Annotated in this window: 14 protein-coding genes; 10 read left to right on the forward strand and 4 right to left on the reverse strand. The window is 60.4% G+C overall.

Annotated features, from left to right (window positions below; genetic code table 11):
• Positions 1-15 precede the first annotated feature (15 nt).
• Together ACIQLF_RS09975 and ACIQLF_RS09980 are read right to left on the reverse strand one after the other, a co-directional pair.
• Complete coding sequence (locus tag ACIQLF_RS09975; protein WP_400297513.1) at positions 16-366, reverse strand: lipopolysaccharide assembly protein LapA domain-containing protein; 351 nt, start codon at positions 364-366, stop codon at positions 16-18.
• Between the two features lie 135 nt (positions 367-501).
• Entirely contained in the window at positions 502-969 is a 468-nt protein-coding gene (locus tag ACIQLF_RS09980; RefSeq protein WP_400297515.1) for a hypothetical protein, read from the reverse strand.
• A gap of 118 nt (positions 970-1,087) precedes the next feature.
• Here ACIQLF_RS09980 and ilvD point away from each other — a divergent pair, with 118 nt between their 5' ends.
• The 5 genes from ilvD (at position 1,088) to ACIQLF_RS10005 (ending at position 7,298) form a co-directional block, all read left to right on the forward strand.
• On the forward strand, positions 1,088-2,791 hold the full coding sequence (gene ilvD / locus ACIQLF_RS09985) for a dihydroxy-acid dehydratase (RefSeq protein WP_400297518.1): 1,704 nt from the start codon (positions 1,088-1,090) through the stop codon (positions 2,789-2,791).
• Between the two features lie 285 nt (positions 2,792-3,076).
• Positions 3,077-4,954, forward strand: a complete 1,878-nt coding sequence (locus ACIQLF_RS09990; protein ID WP_400297521.1) for an acetolactate synthase large subunit — start codon at positions 3,077-3,079, stop codon at positions 4,952-4,954.
• 6 nt (positions 4,955-4,960) lie between these two features.
• On the forward strand, positions 4,961-5,479 hold the full coding sequence (gene ilvN / locus ACIQLF_RS09995) for an acetolactate synthase small subunit (RefSeq protein ID WP_209996406.1): 519 nt from the start codon (positions 4,961-4,963) through the stop codon (positions 5,477-5,479).
• 35 nt (positions 5,480-5,514) lie between these two features.
• Positions 5,515-6,537: a ketol-acid reductoisomerase gene (gene ilvC / locus ACIQLF_RS10000; protein ID WP_400297525.1), complete on the forward strand. Its 1,023-nt coding sequence runs from the start codon at positions 5,515-5,517 to the stop codon at positions 6,535-6,537.
• A 263-nt stretch (positions 6,538-6,800) separates the two neighbouring features.
• Positions 6,801-7,298, forward strand: a complete 498-nt coding sequence (locus ACIQLF_RS10005) for a universal stress protein (protein WP_400297527.1) — start codon at positions 6,801-6,803, stop codon at positions 7,296-7,298.
• A 22-nt stretch (positions 7,299-7,320) separates the two neighbouring features.
• Here the strand turns inward: ACIQLF_RS10005 and ACIQLF_RS10010 are convergent, their stop codons facing one another.
• The gene (locus ACIQLF_RS10010) at positions 7,321-8,760 is read right to left on the reverse strand and encodes a glycosyltransferase family 2 protein (protein ID WP_400297530.1); all 1,440 of its coding nucleotides are present in this window, start codon (positions 8,758-8,760) and stop codon (positions 7,321-7,323) included.
• 493 nt (positions 8,761-9,253) lie between these two features.
• Between ACIQLF_RS10010 and ACIQLF_RS10015 the strand changes: the two genes are divergently transcribed.
• On the forward strand, positions 9,254-10,804 hold the full coding sequence (locus ACIQLF_RS10015; protein ID WP_400297533.1) for an SH3 domain-containing protein: 1,551 nt from the start codon (positions 9,254-9,256) through the stop codon (positions 10,802-10,804).
• Between the two features lie 9 nt (positions 10,805-10,813).
• Here ACIQLF_RS10015 and ACIQLF_RS10020 read toward each other — a convergent pair whose 3' ends face one another.
• Complete coding sequence (locus tag ACIQLF_RS10020) at positions 10,814-11,050, reverse strand: hypothetical protein (RefSeq protein ID WP_400297535.1); 237 nt, start codon at positions 11,048-11,050, stop codon at positions 10,814-10,816.
• Between the two features lie 355 nt (positions 11,051-11,405).
• Here ACIQLF_RS10020 and ACIQLF_RS10025 point away from each other — a divergent pair, with 355 nt between their 5' ends.
• The 4 genes from ACIQLF_RS10025 to ACIQLF_RS10040 all read left to right on the forward strand — a co-directional run bounded on the left by ACIQLF_RS10025 (position 11,406) and on the right by ACIQLF_RS10040 (position 18,925).
• Complete coding sequence (locus ACIQLF_RS10025) at positions 11,406-12,998, forward strand: ABC-F family ATP-binding cassette domain-containing protein (protein ID WP_400297538.1); 1,593 nt, start codon at positions 11,406-11,408, stop codon at positions 12,996-12,998.
• Between the two features lie 1,212 nt (positions 12,999-14,210).
• Positions 14,211-15,230, forward strand: coding sequence for a hypothetical protein (locus ACIQLF_RS10030; protein ID WP_400297541.1), 1,020 nt, complete (start codon positions 14,211-14,213; stop codon positions 15,228-15,230).
• 805 nt (positions 15,231-16,035) lie between these two features.
• A complete protein-coding gene (gene serA / locus ACIQLF_RS10035) occupies positions 16,036-17,631 on the forward strand; it encodes a phosphoglycerate dehydrogenase (RefSeq protein ID WP_400297544.1) in 1,596 nt (531 codons plus the stop codon).
• A 250-nt stretch (positions 17,632-17,881) separates the two neighbouring features.
• Entirely contained in the window at positions 17,882-18,925 is a 1,044-nt protein-coding gene (locus tag ACIQLF_RS10040) for an NYN domain-containing protein (RefSeq protein WP_400297546.1), read from the forward strand.
• Positions 18,926-18,952 lie beyond the last annotated feature (27 nt).

The raw sequence follows: 18,952 nt of genomic DNA on the forward strand, positions 1-18,952 counted from the left end.
CGAACTCCGTGCCGTTCAGCGGCCTCTGCGGCCCTCGCGCTTGGCCGAGGTCCGGGCCCGGCTGCGCAGCTGGATGATGCGCACAGCGCCGGCAATTGCCACCACGGTAGCGCCGGCGACCGCGGCGATGAGCATGGCAATCCCGAGTGCAAGCTGTCCGTGGAATCCCAGGAAAAACACGGTGACCCGATCCTGGTTTTGCACCATGAAGACCACCAGGAACACCAGGACGATGAGGGCGACGACGGTGAAAGTCCAGACGACGCCGGCGCGGGTGCCGACGGCGGGCCGGACGGGTGCCGCTTCCGGCATGCCGGGGGGAACCGTGGGTTCCTGCCCATGCGGAGTGAGCGGGTCTTCGGTCATGGTTTCTTCGCTTCCCATCCAACGGCGACGACGTTTGGGCAAGGTGCCGTGTGGTCAACGTAGACGCTTGCCCCGGAGGAGGCAAGGGCGAATGCCGGGGGCGGGCAGGTGCTCCGCAACCCGGGATCGCCGGTTTTAGTCGGTTTCGGAAGCCACGCGCTCGAGCACGTCCATGAAGATGTTCATGAAGTCGGCGAAGTCGGCGGCGTCCTCATCCTGGTCAATGCTCCCGCGCAGGGCGGCGCTACCGTCGCCGGCGGGGATGTCGAGCGTCGGGTGCGCCGGGATGTTGAAGCGGTAGACGCGGCCGGTGCTGGTTCCGACTTCGTAGCTGCCGTCGCTGATCAGCGCCACGTGGGAAACGTTGGTGTTGTTCACCGACACAGCGCGGTCGGACGCGGTCATCGTCTTGGGGTTGAGCGGGCAAATGATGAGCTCGGCCGGTTCGCGCCGGTATCCGATCACCTTCAGTCCCGAGGATCCCGAGGTGCCGGAGGCCGCAACAAGGTTGTAGCTTCCGTAATTGGGGATCTGGCCATCGAACGCCTCATGTAGCAGGCACTTGAGGGTGTGGTCGGTGGAATCAACTGGTGGTCTCTCCATGAGGGCCAGTCTATCCGTTGGATGTTTCGAACACATGTCCTGTAATTCAATGGACGAAATATGTCGTCATGCCGTCACGGGTTCGGCAGCACCGCTTGACAGGCCTAGTATTTAGGGCATGAGCCAGGACACAACTCCAGATATTAAACCTCGTAGCCGCGTAGTTACGGACGGCATCCACGCCGCTCCGGCACGCGGCATGTTCCGCGCCGTGGGCATGGGCGATGACGACTTCGCCAAGCCGCAAATCGGTGTTGCGAGCTCGTGGAACGAAATTACCCCATGCAACCTTTCGCTGAACCGCTTGGCCCAGGGTGCCAAGGAAGGCGTTCACGCCGGCGGGGGATTCCCCATGCAGTTCGGCACCATTTCCGTCTCCGATGGCATTTCCATGGGTCACGAAGGCATGCACTTCTCGCTGGTGTCCCGCGAGGTTATTGCCGACTCCGTCGAGGTAGTCATGCAGGCCGAGCGCATTGACGGCTCCGTCCTGCTGGCCGGTTGCGACAAGTCCCTTCCGGGCATGCTGATGGCAGCGGCCCGCCTGGACCTTGCGTCGGTGTTCCTGTACGCCGGTTCGATCATGCCGGGCTGGGTCAAACTGGAGGACGGCTCCGAAAAGGAAGTCACCCTGATCGACGCCTTCGAAGCCGTGGGCGCCTGCGCCGCCGGCAAGATGAGCCTCGAGGACCTGACCCGCATCGAAAAGGCCATCTGCCCCGGCGAGGGTGCCTGCGGTGGCATGTACACGGCAAACACCATGGCCTGCATCGGCGAGGCACTGGGCATGAGCCTTCCCGGCTCCGCCGCCCCGCCATCGGCCGACCGCCGCCGCGACATGTTCGCCCGTGCTTCCGGCGAGGCCGTGGTGAACCTGCTGCGCAAGGGCATCACCGCCCGCGACATCATGACCAAGAAGGCCTTCGAGAACGCCATTGCCGTGACCATGGCCTTCGGCGGCTCCACCAACGCCGTGCTGCACCTGCTGGCCATCGCCCGCGAGGCCGAGGTCGACCTGACCCTCGCGGACTTCAACCGCATCGGCGACAAGATCCCGCACCTGGGCGACCTGAAGCCGTTCGGCCGCTACGTCATGACCGACGTCGACAAGATCGGCGGCGTGCCGGTGATCATGAAGGCCCTGCTGGATGCCGGCCTGCTGCACGGCGACTGCCTCACCGTGACCGGCAAGACCGTCGCGGAGAACCTCGCGGAGATCAACCCGCCGGACGTCGACGGCAAGATCCTGCGCGCGCTGGACAACCCGATCCACAAGACCGGCGGCATCACCGTGCTTCACGGTTCGATGGCACCCGAGGGTGCGGTCGTCAAGACCGCAGGCTTCGACGCCGATATCTTCGAGGGCACCGCCCGCGTCTTCGAACGCGAACAGGGCGCCCTGGAGGCACTGGACAACGGCGAGATCCACGCCGGCGACGTCGTGGTCATCCGCTACGAGGGCCCCAAGGGCGGCCCGGGCATGCGCGAGATGCTTGCCATCACCGGCGCCATCAAGGGTGCCGGCCTGGGCAAGGACGTCCTGCTGCTCACCGACGGCCGCTTCTCCGGCGGAACCACCGGCCTGTGCATCGGCCACGTGGCGCCCGAGGCCGTCGACGGCGGCCCGATCGCGTTCGTCAAGGACGGCGACAAGATCCGCGTTGACATTGCTGCCCGTTCCTTCGACCTGTTGGTCGACGAGGCCGAGCTCGAAGCGCGCAAGGTCGGATGGGAGCCGTTGCCGGCCAAGTTCACCACAGGCGTGCTGGGCAAGTACGTCAAGCTGGTCAATTCGGCCTCCACTGGCGCATACTGCGGCTAGGTAAACTGTGCATCCGATGGGTGGGCGCGTGATCCATGCGTCCACCCATCGGACACTCATCTCATATAGTGAGATGAGAGGTGTGATTGTTTGACTCCAGAAGCGGCGGCGACCAAACTGGAAACATGCAGATCCGCACCGAAGTACTACTAGTTATCAAGCGCTGAGCTTGAGCCCCTCCAACACCCGGGAGGGCTTCGGTGACGCGCAAACCCCATTCGCCGCCAGGCGCCATTGGGGTTTTTTTATGTGCAGAGTAGAAGAGATAGAGAAGGAATAATCCCCATGAGTAACGGAACTCCCGCCAGCCCCACGCTGCCGGCAAAACCCGCCAACCGAAGCAAGGATGCCACTGTCTCTTCCGTCGTGGAAGCGTCGAGCCCCGTCCAGGGCCCGAACAACATCGTTGCTCCCACTGAGATGCTTGGCTCACAAGCCATCGTCCGCACACTGGAAGAACTGGGCGTCAAGGACGTCTTTGGGTTGCCGGGCGGCGCAATCATGCCGACCTACGACTCGCTCATGGATTCGACCAAGATCAACCACATCCTGGTCCGCCACGAACAGGGCTCAGGCCACGCGGCACAGGGTTACGCGATGGTCACCGGAGAGGTCGGCGTCTGCATTGCCACCTCCGGCCCGGGCGCCACCAACCTTGTCACCGCCATTGCCGACGCACACATGGACTCGGTCCCGATGGTTGCCATCACCGGACAGGTCCACAGCGCCTTCATCGGCTCGGACGCCTTCCAGGAGGCGGACATCGTGGGCATCACCATGCCCATCACCAAGCACTCGTTCCTTGTCACCAAGGCCGAGGACATCCCGCGGATGCTGGCAAGCGCCTTCTACATCGCTGCCACCGGCCGTCCCGGCCCGGTGCTGGTGGACATCACCAAGGACGCACAGCAGTCCAAGATGATGTTCTCCTGGCCGCCGAAGATCGACCTGCCCGGCTACAAGACCGTGGTGCGCGGACACAACAAGCAGGTCCGCGAGGCCGCCAAGCTCATCGCAGCTTCCAAGCGCCCGGTGTTCTACGTCGGCGGCGGCGTCGTCAAGGGACACGCCTCGGCCGAGCTCAAGGAATTCGCAGAGCTGGTCGGCGCCCCGGTGGTCACCACCCTGCAGGCCCGCGGCGCGTTCCCGGACTCGCACGACCTGCACGTGGGCATGCCCGGCATGCACGGCTCCGTTTCAGCGGTCACAGCGCTGCAGCAGTCGGACCTGCTGATCACGCTCGGCGCCCGCTTCGACGACCGCGTCACCGGCGTGCTGCACACCTTCGCGCCAAACGCCAAGGTCATCCACGCGGACATCGACCCGGCCGAGATCTCCAAGAACCGCACGGCGGACATCCCGATCGTGGGTTCGGTCAAGGAGATCATCCCGGAGCTCACCGAGGCCTGCCGCGCACGCTTCGCCGAGGAGGGCGCGCCGGACCTGACCGACTGGTGGTCCACCATCGGACGCCTGCGCGAGACCTACCCGATCGGGTTCACCCCGACCCAGGACGGGCTTTCGGCCCCGCAGCACGTGATCCAGCGCATCGGCGAGCTCACCGGCCCGGAGGCCGTGTACGTCGCCGGCGTGGGACAGCACCAGATGTGGGCCGCGCAGTTCATCAAGTACGAGCGCCCGCACGCCTGGCTGAACTCGGGCGGACTGGGCACCATGGGCTACTCGGTCCCGGCGGCCATGGGCGCGAAGGTCGGCAACCCCGACCGCGTCGTCTGGGCCATCGACGGCGACGGCTGCTTCCAGATGACCAACCAGGAACTGGCCACCTGCGTCATCAACAACATCCCGATCAAGGTGGCGATCATCAACAACTCGTCGCTCGGCATGGTCCGCCAGTGGCAGACGCTGTTCTACGATTCCCGCTACTCAAACACCGATTTGAACACGGGCCACGGAACCGCGCGCGTCCCGGACTTCGTGAAGCTCGCCGACGCATATGGTTGTGTCGGCCTGCGTTGCGAACGCGACGAGGACATCGACGCAACCATCAAGCAGGCGCTGGCAATCAACGACCGCCCGGTGGTCATCGACTTCGTGGTTTCCCGCGACTCGATGGTCTGGCCGATGGTCCCGACCGGCGTGAGCAACGACCTGATCCAGATTGCTCGCGGCATGACGCCCGAGTGGGAAGAAGAGGACTAGAAAGCAATGGCACGCCACACTCTTTCCGTACTCGTCGAAGACGTCCCGGGTGTCCTGACCCGCGTGGCAGGGCTCTTCGCCCGCCGCGCGTTCAACATCCACTCCCTGGCCGTGGGCCCCACCGAGGTCCCGGGCATCTCCCGGGTCACGGTGGTCGTCGACGCCGAGGGGGACCTGCTGGAGCAGGTCACCAAGCAGCTGAACAAACTCATCAACGTCATCAAGATCGTTGAGCTCATGCCGGAGGCATCGGTGCAGCGCGACCACATCCTGGTCAAGGTGCGCGCCGATGCGGCCACCCGTCTGCAGGTCACCCAGGCCGCAGACCTCTTCCGCGCCTCCGTGGTGGACGTGTCGACCGACTCGCTCATCATCGAGGCCACCGGCAATGCCGATAAGATCAACGCACTGCTCGCGGTGCTTGAGCCGTTCGGCATCCGCGAAATCGTCCAGGCAGGCACCCTTGCCGTGGGCCGCGGGTCCAAATCGATGTCGGACCGTGCCCTGCGCTCCGTATCCGCCTAACCAAAATCTTCACACCGAAACAAGGAGAAATTCCAGTGACTGACATGTACTACGACGACGATGCAGACCTCTCGATCATCCAGGGACGCACCGTCGCCGTTATCGGCTACGGTTCCCAGGGCCACGCCCACGCGCTGAACCTGCGCGACTCCGGCGTTGACGTGCGCATCGGCCTGAAGGCCGGCTCCAAGTCGATCGCCAAGGCCGAGGCCGAGGGCCTGCGCGTCCTGTCCGTCGCCGAGGCAGTTGCCGAAGCCGACGTCATCATGATCCTCACCCCGGACCAGGTCCAGCGCCACGTCTACAAGGACGACATCGAAGCCAACCTGCAGCCGGGCGACGCCCTGTTCTTCGGCCACGGCTTCAACATCCGCTACGGCTACATCACCCCGCCGGCAAACGTCGACGTTGCCCTCGTTGCACCGAAGGCCCCGGGCCACACCGTGCGCCGCGAATTCGAAGCCGGCCGCGGCATCCCCGACCTGATCGCCATCGAGCAGGACTTCACCGGCGGCGCCAAGGCCCTCGCCCTGTCCTACGCCAAGGCCATCGGCGGCACCCGCGCCGGCGTCATCGAGACCACCTTCACCGAAGAGACCGAAACCGACCTCTTCGGCGAGCAGGCAGTCCTGTGCGGCGGCGCCTCGCAGCTGATCCAGTACGGCTTCGAGACCCTGACCGAAGCCGGCTACAAGCCGGAGATCGCCTACTTCGAGGTCCTGCACGAGCTCAAGCTCATCGTCGACCTCATGTGGGAGGGCGGCATCGCCAAGCAGCGCTGGAGCGTCTCCGACACCGCAGAGTACGGCGACTACGTCTCCGGCCCGCGCGTGATCACCCCGGAGGTCAAGGAGAACATGAAGGCAGTTCTCGCCGACGTCCAGAACGGCAACTTCGCCAAGCGCTTCATCGAAGACCAGGATGCCGGAGCACCGGAGTTCCTGGCACTGCGCGCCAAGGGCGAGGCCCACCCGATCGAGGCCACCGGCCGCGAACTGCGCAACCTCTTCTCCTGGAAGACCACCGATGACTACACCGAAGGTTCGGTTGCACGCTAAGGCCACAAGCCACAGCGAGTGACTGCCGCCAGGTAGTTTTCAATGCTTTGCCCCGATCCGCCGAAAGGCGGGCCGGGGCAAAGTGCGTTAAGTGGCAGCGGCCAACCACGACTTTGGGCTCCCGATCGTGTGGCGGCTCGGAGGAACCGGGAAAGTCGAAGCATTCGGCACTCCGGGCCCGCAGCTGTTCCCCACGAGGGACTATGGGAGGAACATGGTACTCAGGTACCAGTCGGGGTTCACTGAGAAAGAAGGAACGCATCATGAGCAAGGAACCGCCGCATGTCGGGGGAGCGGGCCCCATTGTTGCAGGAGCGATGACAAAACAGCCCCGGCGGGTGCTCCTCGAGGCCCGTGCCTTGGCCGAGTCGCTGGGCAGTGCATTGGTTTTTGCCTTCGTGGAGCCAAACAGCTACCTCGTTGAATGGGAGCTGAAGGAAGACATCCGTGGCAATTCGTTGAACCCCAAGGAAATCGACGAGGACATGACGGCAGATGCCGCCGACATCATGAAGGTGCTCGAAAGCTGCATGGCCGGCAGCAAGGTCGAGTGGTCGTTGAAGGTCCTGGCAGGGGAGCCCGGGAAAGCCCTGTCTCGGCTGGCCGATGAGCTGCATGCCCGAATGATCGTGGTGGGCACCCGCCACAAGGGCTTTGGCGCACACCTGTCCGAACTCTTCAACGGTTCCACGGCCTCGCACGTGATTGCGCACCAAAGCCTGCCGGTCGTGGTGGTCCCGGTGCATCACGAGGACCGCTAGCCCCGCGGTAGTGAAATCCTGGTCAGCTGCGCCCGTCCAGGCTGAGATTCCCCTGGACGGTGGCGTAGAGCCTCTTGCCGCCGAACTCCGTCGGAAGGCCGTCCTCGGGGGCCAACAGGCGCCGCGGGTTGCCATCGATGCCGTCCAGCCGAAGTTGCACGTAGAGATCCACGATCACATTGCCCAGGGTGGCCATTTCGGATACGGGCAAGTGAACCACGTGATCCCGGCCATCCGGGCGCAGCTCGAACATCAGCTGGCTATCCTTGCCGCGAGCCCGGGCCAGCAGGTGGACCGACTCGTACTTCGCCGCGGGCTCGAGTCGGACCCGTAGTTCCGTGCCGCTTGGTTGCGGCAGCGCCGCACGGCAGTCGGGCCGCAACGCCTCCTCGGTGGCGGCCAGCCGGAGCAGTCCCTCGACGTCTTGCTTGCGGACCAATTGCGATCGTTGGCGGAACGGGAATCCGAGCTGTTCTTCCAAACGCAGGGGTATGTGTTGGCCCAGGAATCCCGCGTGGGCCTTCACCCAGCGAGCCCTGACGCGGGGAGACATCGCCCGGAAGCGCGTCGGCACGTAGGAACGCAGCAACTTGCGCTGGTACAAATCCAGCACCAGGAGTTCGGCGTGGTCGGCGTCCGAGTGGTTGTCCTTGATGATCCGTGCGATCTCGAAAACTGATCGGGTGTATTTTTCGGGAACGGTTCCTTGAGAACTGATGTTCGTGCCGTTGCCCCTGGCGCGGATGAAGTAGTAGTCGTAGTCGGCGAGGATGGATATCCGTCGGGCCAACAAGTAGCAGCGGGCCAGCATCATGCCGTCTTCGAGTCGGATCTTGCCCTCGGGAAACCGAATGCCGTGTGCTGTGAGCAGTTCCCGGCGGATCAGTTTCTGCGGCATCAACGTGGCCAGGATCTGGCGGATCGGTACGTCCACCAGGGTCTTGGCGAAGAGCGTGGAGTTCACTCCCCGCCCGCCAATGCCGACCACCCGGGGTGCCAACACGTCCACCTGGTGCTCGTCGGCGAAGTCGAGCATTCTGCGCAAGGCTTCGGGCCCCATGACGTCGTCCGCATCGCAAAAGAAGATGTAGTCGGCGGTGCTCGATTCGATTCCGACGTTCCGGGGCTTGCCGGGCCAGCCGCTGTTTCGTTGGCGGATTACCCGCCAGTTGGGGTTCCTGGCGGCAAAGCTGTCGAGTACTTGGCCTCCGCCGTCGGTGGAACCGTCGTCGACGGCAATTACCTCGAACAATGCGGGGTCCAGATCCTGGGCGGCCAAGGAGTCGAGCAATACCTGGAGGTATGGCATGGCATTGAACACCGGTATGACGACGGCGACCCGGGCGGTCTGCGCGCTGGCCGTTGGCCCTGAATCCGAGGTACGTATCCGCACCTGCCCGACCTGTGCAGCGAATTGCTTCAGTTTTCGCTGCGCCGAACCCAACTTGTCGGTGATGTCCAACCGGGCTCCTAATCTGGGATTCAAATCCGGGCATTTGTCGTGGTGAAACGGTGCAACCGGCGGAGTTCCTCGAGGAATGGCAACATTGGCTTTCGCGTGCTGTGACGTACGTTACCAGCGTCCGCCCTTTTGTGTCTTGACGTTGGCCAATCGGCGCGGCGGAGCGAATCGCCTGGCGGTGCCGCGGCTGCCATCGCCGAATCGGTCCAGGGCAGGGCTGATGCAATTCACCCTTGCCGATGGTGGCGATGGTAGTTTGCCAAGCCGGAGAACAATGGCCGGACTTTGCCCGGTTGATGCCAATCCTTGTAATTCCGGGGGGCGCTCAATCGTCGCCATTTACAGCCAGTGAGGGATTTTTCACGATGGTGAAGAGAATGTTTCACGATTTCCAACCATAAACAAAAGTTATTCGATACTCTAGGGTCTGTCCGCTCGCCGCAAACACCTTGTCAGGAGCCCCTGGATGAAGCGCAAGCACCTCGGAGTAGTGTTGGCCCTTGCCGTTTCACTAATTGGCGGACCTACAGTCGTATCCGCGGCGCAACTGCCGACCCCGGTTCTTTCGATGAATGTGAACGTTACGCTTGCGCCGGCAAAAGCGGTCAAAAGAACAACCGCGAACTTAAACTTGCGCAAGAGCGCCAGTACCTCCTCGGCATCGTTGGCGGTGGTTCCAAAGAACACTGCACTCAGCATCCTGAAGGTAAGCGGAACTTGGCACCAGGTGACCTACAAGTCGAAAACCGGCTGGGTCTCGGGCAACTATCTGGTGAAAACCTCGACGGACAAAGCCAAGGTCTACAACTACACCAAGGGCTACACCACACTGCGGTCCAAGGCCTCGAATTCTTCAAGTGCCATCCTTTCGGTGCATCGTCGCACGAAGGTCGAGGTAGTCAGCAAGAGCGGGTCTTGGGTCAAGGTCAAGGCCTCTGGCAAGACCGGCTTCGTTCCAAGCAGCGCTTTGACCCGCCTCAATTCTTCCGCAGTCAACCGGTGGGTCAACGGCAAGCAGAAAGCCTTCGTGAAGGCGAGTGCCTCTAGCAAGACCCTCACCACATTGCCATCCAACACCAAGGTTGAATGGCTTCGGACTTCCGGCTCGTGGCAGCAGGTCAGGACCGCCGCGGGTATTGGATGGGTACCGTCGAAGTACCTTTCCACCAAGGTCATAGTGCCGGCCGTACCCGACATCAAGCCCACATCCCCAAAACCGCCCACACCACGGCCTCCGGCGCTGAACTACAGCAGCCCCAGATGGACCACCAATGCGGTCAACGTTCGCATCGCTGCTGGTACAAACTTCAAGAGCCAAGGTGTCATCCCGGCCGGCGAAAAGGTGCTCCAGGCTCGCTCCGCCGACGGCTGGGCAAACGTCAAGACCAGCAAGGGCGCCGGCTGGGTGAGTGAACGGTACCTTTCGGAAGCCAAGTACAACAAGCCGGTCGAAGTCCAGTACCGCTGGGCCAACGGGAACGTAAACCTGCGCGCAGGGAACTCGACGGCACACGAGGTGCGCGACGTCGTGCCTGCCGGCGAAAGGGTCACCTTTCTTGAATCAAGGGATGGCTGGGCTCGGGTAATCTCCAGCAAGGGCGAAGGCTGGATGAGTGAAGCGCTGCTCTCGAAGACCATGATCGCCACCCTCCAACCCGATACTCTGGCCGTCATGAACGCAGTTCGGGCGCGCTACTCAAGTGTTGTTTCGTCAATTGGCGGCATCCGCCCGGGCTCGGTGGGACACAGCGCCGGCAAGGCGGCAGACATCATGATCAGGGACTACCGGAATCCGATCAATGTCGCCAAGGGAAATGAGATGGCCCAGTTCCTGATCAACAACCGTTCCTCACTTGGCATTTCCTACTTGATCTGGCAAGACAAGATTTGGCTAGGTCCTTCTAGAGGTTGGGAAGAGTACTCAAAATCCGGCAAGTACGGGCAGCAATTTTCCGGCAACTGGAACGACACCACTTTGCACATGGACCATATCCATGCGGAGACCTATGGCAATTCCGGGAGCCGCGCACCGTTGTCCAAGTAGGTAGGGCTTCTATCCGGCTCGAAGATTGATTTCGCGCAAGATAGCGCTTTGAACCAGTCTGTCGCGAATTTTTTGGGTTATCGGGCGACCAGCCAGCAACTGGCCATGGGCGATGCTCTCAACTTTCGCTTCCGCGTGCAGCATGATCGATTCGATCTCTTGAAGCGACAGGTTCTCCAAGTATTTCCACACGAACGCATCGTGGGCGGAGCTGTCCCGTGAGCTTGTGGAGTCACTGCTTGCCACGGCACACCTCCTGATTCAAGTGTGGCATTGGGGCCCGGGTTCCGCCTAGACCGGCACCCCGAGACAACAGGTAGAGCAAGGCCTCCAGCGTCATGTAGCGGGCAGCGTTGTCACGGTAGAGCACGAGCCCGCTGAACCATCTGAGGAGACGCTGAACGACCCGGGCTGGGCCATTGGGGGAAGCTCTTTCCCCTCCAACTGGCGATCTGAGTGTGGTGCAGCGGCTAGTAGAATCGATGGTGGTGTTTGGGCTCCGTGATTTGCCAGTCGAACACCGGATGTACTCCTACGGGAACGTGCACTCTTCAAAGCAACCTTGTGTGTTGCCAACGACCTTCTCGATAGGACCCACCCCATGAGCCTGATCCGGCTAAACGATGTCAGCGTGCGATTTGAAAACAACCAGATCCTGCGCGAGGCCTTCTTCAAACTAGAGGCCGGCGATCGTGTCGGCCTCATTGGCAAGAACGGCTCGGGCAAATCGACATTGCTAAAGCTCGTCCTGGACCAGGTCGAACCGGATACCGGAACAGTTTCCGTGGAGCTGGGAACCAAGATCGGCTACTTCTCGCAGTTCTCCGAGCTCAACGGATCATCGACCATTGCCGAGGTGCTCGACGAATTGTTTGTCGAGGTCAAGGACATCGAAGCTGAACTGGCCTCCATTGACATGGCCATTGCAGGGAATCCCAACGCCGATGAAATGGATCGGTTGATCCACCGCCAGTCCGAACTCTTTGAATCCATGGATCGGCTGGATGGCTGGGACTACCAACGTTCCATCGACACCGTGCTTACGACTCTTGGGTTTGATGAAGCCCACCGTGTGTGTTCAATTGATTCGCTTTCCGGTGGTTGGCGCAACCGGGCGGCATTGGCCAAGATCCTGCTGGAGGATCCGGACGTGTTGTTGCTTGACGAGCCGACCAACTACCTGGATGTTGCCGGCGTTGAATGGCTGGAAAACTGGTTCAAGTCTTTCAAGGGCGCAGCGATCATCGTCTCGCACGACCGGAAGTTCCTTGACTCCGTGGTGACCCGGATCATCGAGGTGGAGAACTTCCACCTGCACGAATACCCCGGAAACTTTGCCGAGTATGTGGTAGCCAAACAGTTCAAGCTCAAGACCCTCGAATCCCAGTTTGTCCACGAATCCGAGCTTCTGGCGTTCGAAGCCGAAGGCATCTCCGACCGCCGCGAAGCAGCCAAGGCCGCCAGCAAGGGACTGGACAGCAAGCTGTCCAAGATCAAGAAGTCCCGCGCCCCGCGCCCGGTGGACAAGATCATCACCGAAATCTACAGTGGCCTTCACATCAAGGACACCCTGTGCCGTGTTGAGGGGCTGAGCAAGTCCTACGGCGAGAAGACGCTGTTCAACGACCTCAGCTTCGAAGTCCGCCGTGGCAACCGCTTGGTCATCCTCGGCTCCAACGGCAGCGGCAAGTCGACACTGCTGCGCGTCCTGACCGAACAGGAAAAGCAGGACGCCGGATATATCACCTGGACCAAGGGCGCAGCGGTTGTCTCATACAACCAGGTCCTTGAAGAGCTGGACCCGGAAGACACCGTGACCCATGCGGTCAATGCGATGCCGAATTCGCTTGCATTCACCGCGACCAAGAAATCCGTGAACCGGTTCCTGTCCATGTTCCAGTTCTCCGAGGCAGACCTGAAGAACCGCATTGGCAACCTTTCGGGAGGCCAGCGATCACGTGTGGCAATGGCCATGTGCCTGCTATCGGGTGCCTCGGTGCTGATCCTCGATGAGCCGACCAACCACCTGGACATGTCCAGCACCCAGGTGATGGAACGCGCATTGCTGCATTTCCCGGGCGCAGTCGTCGTGGTCAGCCACGACAGGTTCTTCACCGAAAAAATCGCCACTCGTCACCTGGTGTTCGGCGCCGAGGGCGCAAAGCCGGGGGAAATTGCGGTTCGCGGGGCATAGCCTTGGTTGGTGCCCCGAGTCAGTTGACTCCCTCACTATTCGCCTTGTCGGTTGTTGTTTAGGGCGTCGCAGCCGATTCTGTGGAACCTGGGATCTTTCGACCAGCCAGCACTGAATGCTGCACGTGACAGCGTTGGGGCGGTCTTGAGCAGTCTTCGGGACTGCGCCAGCAATCGTGTACTCCTGCGCGGCCGTGATCTAGATTGAGCTCTTCCTTCGTTTCGATCAATCGCGCGTAGTGGGCGTCTACACAACCCAATTCTCGTTGCGCTAACTGGTTCGGGGTGTGCCGGTCGCGAGCCAAACCTTGAAGCCGCCTGCCGAACCCCTGCCCGGTTCAAGCAGCCAGCAGGGGAACGCTGGCCGCGTACCTTGAACGGCATGGAAAATGTGGCGGATGTTGCCTGGCCGAATGCCGACGTGGAATTCCATTTCCCAAGCGGCACGCGTAAAGGCACTCTCCGTGGGTGGCCAGCAAACAAGATCCCCTCACCCGATCGGGTGAGGGGATCTTGTCGTTAGTCATTTAGGGAGCGTGCTTCGGGGTGCTCCTGTGATGCAAAATGACCGACCTGCGGACCGCTCGGTGCACTCTTTCTCCCAAGAACCATCACTTTGGCCAAGTGCCCGAGGTAAGAACGGGTGACGGCGGGTTCAATGTGCGTTGCCAAGGAAGCCATGCTCGATACAGGAATTGGGCCAAATCGCGTGAAGCCGCAGAAGGACTGCGTGGGCCGGGGCCAGAATGCGAACAGGATGCTGGTTGCACGTAGACGCGGAATCATCGAGCCGAACGGTCCGGGGCGACTTGACTGTCGCCTGGGTTTTCGGGATAGGGGGTGCAACGTTTTCCCTTTGGGCGAGCTCGAATTGGAGGAGCGCAAAGAATGCGTGTAGTCCATTGGGGCATCATGTATATCAGCAGAGCCCAAGAGGGTGATTGGTCGAAATTGCTGCACTACGAGCCCTATAGATAAGGTCTAGCGCCTGGCGCATCCGAGGAGATTCGTTGGTTGATTTGGACGTATTGGTGGATGGCAGTGAGACGTGAAGATGCCCTTCAGGCATTCATTATTAAGCTTTTGTTACTGAAGAAATTTTGAACATGCCTTCCCATGTGGTATGGGGCATCGTTAGACTGGGTCGAGTCGGGGCTACTGGGACCGCGAAGCCCTTCCAACTTCAGTGTTTCTTTTTTGGGGAGAAGTTCTGATGGAAAAAATTAGATTCAAACTCGCCGCTGCAATTTTGGTCATTCTGTTCTTGATAACGAGCACGCCGAACACTGCCAGTGCAGCCGTTGTAAAACGTTCACTTACCCCACAGCGGGTGTTCCAGTTTGCCCCGCCAGTGCAGGACCAAATAATCCAGACATTCGACAATGGAGCAGGGGCGGACGTCTACTTCGCCCAGCAAGTGGGGAGCGATACTCGTTTATCTAGGTGTTCACGCACGGCGACTGGGATATGCGCGCAGCGTGACAGCGTGATTCTGCCGGGCTATGGGCACGGCGAGTCGCTCGAGGTTTATACGGAGAAGGGCCGCACGTACGCATGGGTCGGGAGCAAGGCTGTGCAGGCGACTGTTTACAAATTCGCCAGTGAGGTCTCGCTTATCGAGTACATCAAGGCTCGAGCCGGTTCGAAGCTGGCCAAGTACCGCGTGGTTGGAACACTCACGAACTTGGCCGCCGTTGCCCCTGGAAAGACCGGTGCCGGTATCCGCAGCAACGTCGCCATTGCTGATGGCAGTGATCGTCTGGCACTTCGGGTACAGGTTGATTCGGCTGCATCATCCAGCTACTACGCGATCTACAAAACTGCGGCTTTGACGGCGCTCATGAAGAAGGCGCCCGGAAAGAAACTGTCGATCGTGAAAGCCAAGAGCTTGATGGTGTCCCAGTTCAAGGAACCAGCCCGCCCGCATAATTCCTTTCAGGGTTTCGACATCAAGGGCGTTGGAACCAACAAGAAATTTCTCTACGTTTTTGGCGGCCAGCCTGGCCAAGCGCCCACAATCTACCGGTTTGCCTATGCCAACGGCGGAAAAGTCAAGCAGGATCGCACCTACGTCATCAAGGGGGCTTACGTGGCTTCCCTCGAGGCGGAAGGAATCAAGGTTGAGGCTGATCCCACGAATGGCGGGAAAGTGCGCATACAACATAGCCTGAACCCGACAGGTCGTGACAAAGCGGGGCGCAAGATGTTTCGCCTCTACAGCTTTGCGGAATAGGCTGCATAAGCATCGAGCTCTTGGGTCGCTTCGTGACAGCGAAGGTCAGCACGACGCACTTGATTTTGCGTCAGTCCACCGGTCGAGGTCGGACAGGATGGAGCGGGGGAGTTTGTATCTGGACCCGCGGTAGAACTAGTTCCCTGTCCCGTAGCCAGGGACCGCTCGCGGAGTCAGGTTATTTGTCGACGGCGTCGACTGGAATCGGTTGATGCGGTGGATTTCCTGGAAGCGTCGAACGCCTCCCTGCCGCCAGCGTGTAGCTATCGAGTTCCACCAGATCGTCATATGACTCATCGAACGCGTAGGGAGGCGGTCAGATCCTGGTCCACGGTACGGCAATGGCAGTCAAGATCGTGTGTGTGTGTGCAATCCTCAGTGCATCCATGAGTGGGAGCTGTTGCGTCTAATTTCAAAGGGCAGGGAAAGGAATCCGAGTTGACCAGCGTGTGCGCACAGACTGCGACGATATGAGTGTGGGAACCCGGCTTTCCAACGCGGAATCATGAGAGGCCAAAGCAGCCTTGATATTCACATCCACTTTCGAAAGAGGGTGGTCGGTGCTTCTGAATTTGAAAGTGCGTGGATTCAACGTCCTCGAAATACCGGGTGAAATCCAGGCCAATCGGACGTGAATTTGACGAAGACCCATTTTTCTGTGAAATGGTTCACAAACCAGGGTGTTGGTGCCGTAACATCGCGCAGTGGACCCCGAAGTATTACGGGCCGGACGATATTCTGGCATCTGGTCCGGTCGTTCCCGGGCCAAGCATCCAGCCCACTGAAATAGCAAAGGTGCCAACCCGTGTCTGAAAACAAGCCAGTCGTCCTATTGGCCGAAGAACTCTCGCCCGCAACCATTGCGGCGTTGGGTCCAGATTTTGAAATTCGCCAGACAGACGGTGCGGACCGCTCCCAGCTGTTGGCTGCCATCGCCGACGTTGATGCCATCCTGGTTCGCTCGGCAACCCAGGTCGATGCCGAGGCCATTGCAGCAGCCAAGAAGCTCAAGGTAATCGCCCGTGCAGGTGTCGGTCTGGACAACGTTGACATCAAGGCCGCAACCCAGGCTGGCGTCATGGTCGTGAATGCACCGACCTCAAACATCATCTCCGCTGCGGAATTGACCGTGGGACACATCGTCTCCCTTGCTCGCCGTATTCCGGCCGCCAACGCCTCACTCAAGGCGGGTGCCTGGAAGCGTAGCTCATACACGGGTATTGAGCTTTTTGAGAAGAAGGCCGGCATCATCGGCCTTGGCCGCATCGGCGCCTTGGTTGCCGCCCGGCTTCAGGGCTTCGGCATGGATATCCTCGCCTACGACCCGTACATCACCCCGGCTCGCGCCCAGCAGCTCGGCGTCACCTTGGTGAGCCTGGATGAGCTGTTGGCCCAGTCTGACTTCATTACCATCCACATGCCAAAGACTCCGGAAACACTGGGCATGCTTGGCAAGGACGCCTTTGCGAAGATGAAGAAGTCGGCCTATGTCATCAACGTGGCCCGCGGTGGCCTCGTTGATGAAGAAGCCCTTTACACGGCATTGAAAAACGAAGAGATCGCTGGCGCCGGCATTGACGTTTTCGTCAAGGAACCTAGTGTCGATTTGCCGTTCTTTGAATTTGAGAATGTCACTGTCACTCCGCACCTCGGAGCCTCGACCGACGAAGCCCAGGAAAAGGCCGGAGTTTCGGTTGCAAAGTCCGTACGCTTGGCGTTGGCCGGCGAGCTCGTGCCTGACGCGGTCAACGTCGCAGGTGGCATCATCGACGAAAACGTTCGCCCAGGCATCCCGCTGATTGAAAAGCTGGGACGAATCTTCAACGCATTGACCGTTGGTTCGTTGACCAGCATCGACGTTGTGGTCGCCGGTGAAATCGCCGCCCTGGATGTTAAGGCACTCGAGCTTTCGGCCCTCAAGGGCGTTTTCATGGACGTGGTTTCCGATCAGGTCTCATACGTCAATGCGCCGGTACTGGCCGAACAGCGCGGCGTTGCAACACGCTTGGTTACAAGCCCGGATTCCCCGGAATACCGCAACCTTCTCACCATCAAGGGTGCATCCTCCGAAGGTACCCAGCTTTCCGTCGCTGGTACCTTGACCGGTCCGAAGCAGATCGAAAAGCTCGTAGGCATCAACGGTTACGAAATCGAAATCCCCGTCACCGATCACATGATCGTTCTGCGCTATGCAGACCGCCCGGGTGTCATCGGCACCCTGGGTAACGTCTTCGGCGAGCAGGGTGTAAACATTGCCGGAATGCAGGTGGCGCGCAAGGAGGAACGTGGCGAGGCTTTGGCCGTACTTGCGGTTGATTCGGCACTGCCGGCCGGCGTACTCGACATCGTAGGAGCTGCAATCGGCGCCACCGTGGCGCGTGAAATCAACCTCGAAGGTTAATCGCCTCAACTGGTAACGCATAGCGTGCCTCGTACCTGCCAGTACTTTCAGGGGACTAAGTCCCGTGAATAGTCGCGGTGGCGTGCGGGGCACGTTTTGTCATTAATGGTTTTACAGCCCGACGGTCATTTGGCCCAGTAGCCGCGGACCGTTGGCTTACCCCCCCCGAAGTGCTGGGAACTCCCTGTGTAGAGTTGAGATGATCCGTGCGTTTCCCCAACTCAACTGCCTAAGAGCATAGGATCAATGCATGATGTCACAGAGTGCAATTTTCGTGGACGCAAGCTTTCTATTGGCAATCGGAGGGCACCGAACTTCTGGGACAACTCTGCGCTCAGCCTTTACCGTTAACTACGAAGCCCTGATTGAAGGAATCCTTAAAACAGCTAATGATTTTTCCGGCTTGGAGAACCTTCGCGTTTATTGGTATGACGCGGCGAAAGATGCCATCTTTACCGATCAGCACAAACGCATTGGCCTTCTCCCTGGCGTCAAGGTTCGTTTGGGGCGTATTTCATTCAACGGAGAGCAAAAGGGCGTAGACCTAAAACTGGCTCTTGACTTGGTCGGGATTGCCCGAAATCGTGCCGCTTCCGTTGCGTTCCTAGTGTCGGGCGATGATGACTTGGCGGAGGCTGTTGAAGAAGCCCAGGACTTGGGCATGAAGGTGGTGCTTATCGGCGTGGAGAAGGCAGATCACCGCTTGGGCGTCGCTTCGGTTGCTGAACACTTGGCCCTCCGGGTGGACAGTATTATCACCTTGCCCGAGGAACTTATCGCCTCATCCTTCATGAAGGCCGTAACGTGGGATCCTGAACATGCGGCCCAATCTGCAGCCATCGCCAGTGCAGGCACCCAAGCCAAGAGTGCCGAGGATGCATCGGAAGAATTGCACGTCACGCCAAAGCCCGGCCTCCCTAAGCCTCCCTCACCGGCGCTGTTGCAATCCCGCCCCAAGGCTCAGCCCAATGCGACGCCAACACCGCCTGATTATCAACTCGTTTACAGTTCAACACAGCAGAGCTCGGGATTTGCAGCCGGCACGTCCCATGATGCCTCGGACATGGATGTGGCCGAGGAAGTCGGTGCCAGCGTCGCGAAGAACTGGCACGCCAGCACCACACAAGCGGAGCTAAAGGACTTGATTGCAGACCGACCGCTGTTGCCGGCGGAAATAGATCGTGTGCTGCTCAAGGACTGTGCCCAGCGCATCGGCGAGTGGAAGACGGACCTGCAGGAAGTCCGTAGGGCCCTTCGCATCGCTTTTTGGGACCAGCTCGATCAGCTCACATAGCGATTCCGATGGGCGGTTTACTGCCAA

The sequence above is a fragment of the Paeniglutamicibacter sp. NPDC091659 genome (assembly GCF_044756805.1).
Taxonomy (GTDB): domain Bacteria; phylum Actinomycetota; class Actinomycetes; order Actinomycetales; family Micrococcaceae; genus Paeniglutamicibacter.

Coding starts and splice junctions, on each gene's coding strand:
- ACIQLF_RS09975 (WP_400297513.1), bottom strand. CDS start 366: ATGACCGAAGACCCGCTCACTCCGCATGGGCAGGAACCCACGGTTCCC.
- ACIQLF_RS09980 (WP_400297515.1), bottom strand. CDS start 969: ATGGAGAGACCACCAGTTGATTCCACCGACCACACCCTCAAGTGCCTG.
- ilvD (WP_400297518.1), top strand. CDS start 1,088: ATGAGCCAGGACACAACTCCAGATATTAAACCTCGTAGCCGCGTAGTT.
- ACIQLF_RS09990 (WP_400297521.1), top strand. CDS start 3,077: ATGAGTAACGGAACTCCCGCCAGCCCCACGCTGCCGGCAAAACCCGCC.
- ilvN (WP_209996406.1), top strand. CDS start 4,961: ATGGCACGCCACACTCTTTCCGTACTCGTCGAAGACGTCCCGGGTGTC.
- ACIQLF_RS10005 (WP_400297527.1), top strand. CDS start 6,801: ATGAGCAAGGAACCGCCGCATGTCGGGGGAGCGGGCCCCATTGTTGCA.
- ACIQLF_RS10025 (WP_400297538.1), top strand. CDS start 11,406: ATGAGCCTGATCCGGCTAAACGATGTCAGCGTGCGATTTGAAAACAAC.
- ACIQLF_RS10030 (WP_400297541.1), top strand. CDS start 14,211: ATGGAAAAAATTAGATTCAAACTCGCCGCTGCAATTTTGGTCATTCTG.
- ACIQLF_RS10040 (WP_400297546.1), top strand. CDS start 17,882: ATGATGTCACAGAGTGCAATTTTCGTGGACGCAAGCTTTCTATTGGCA.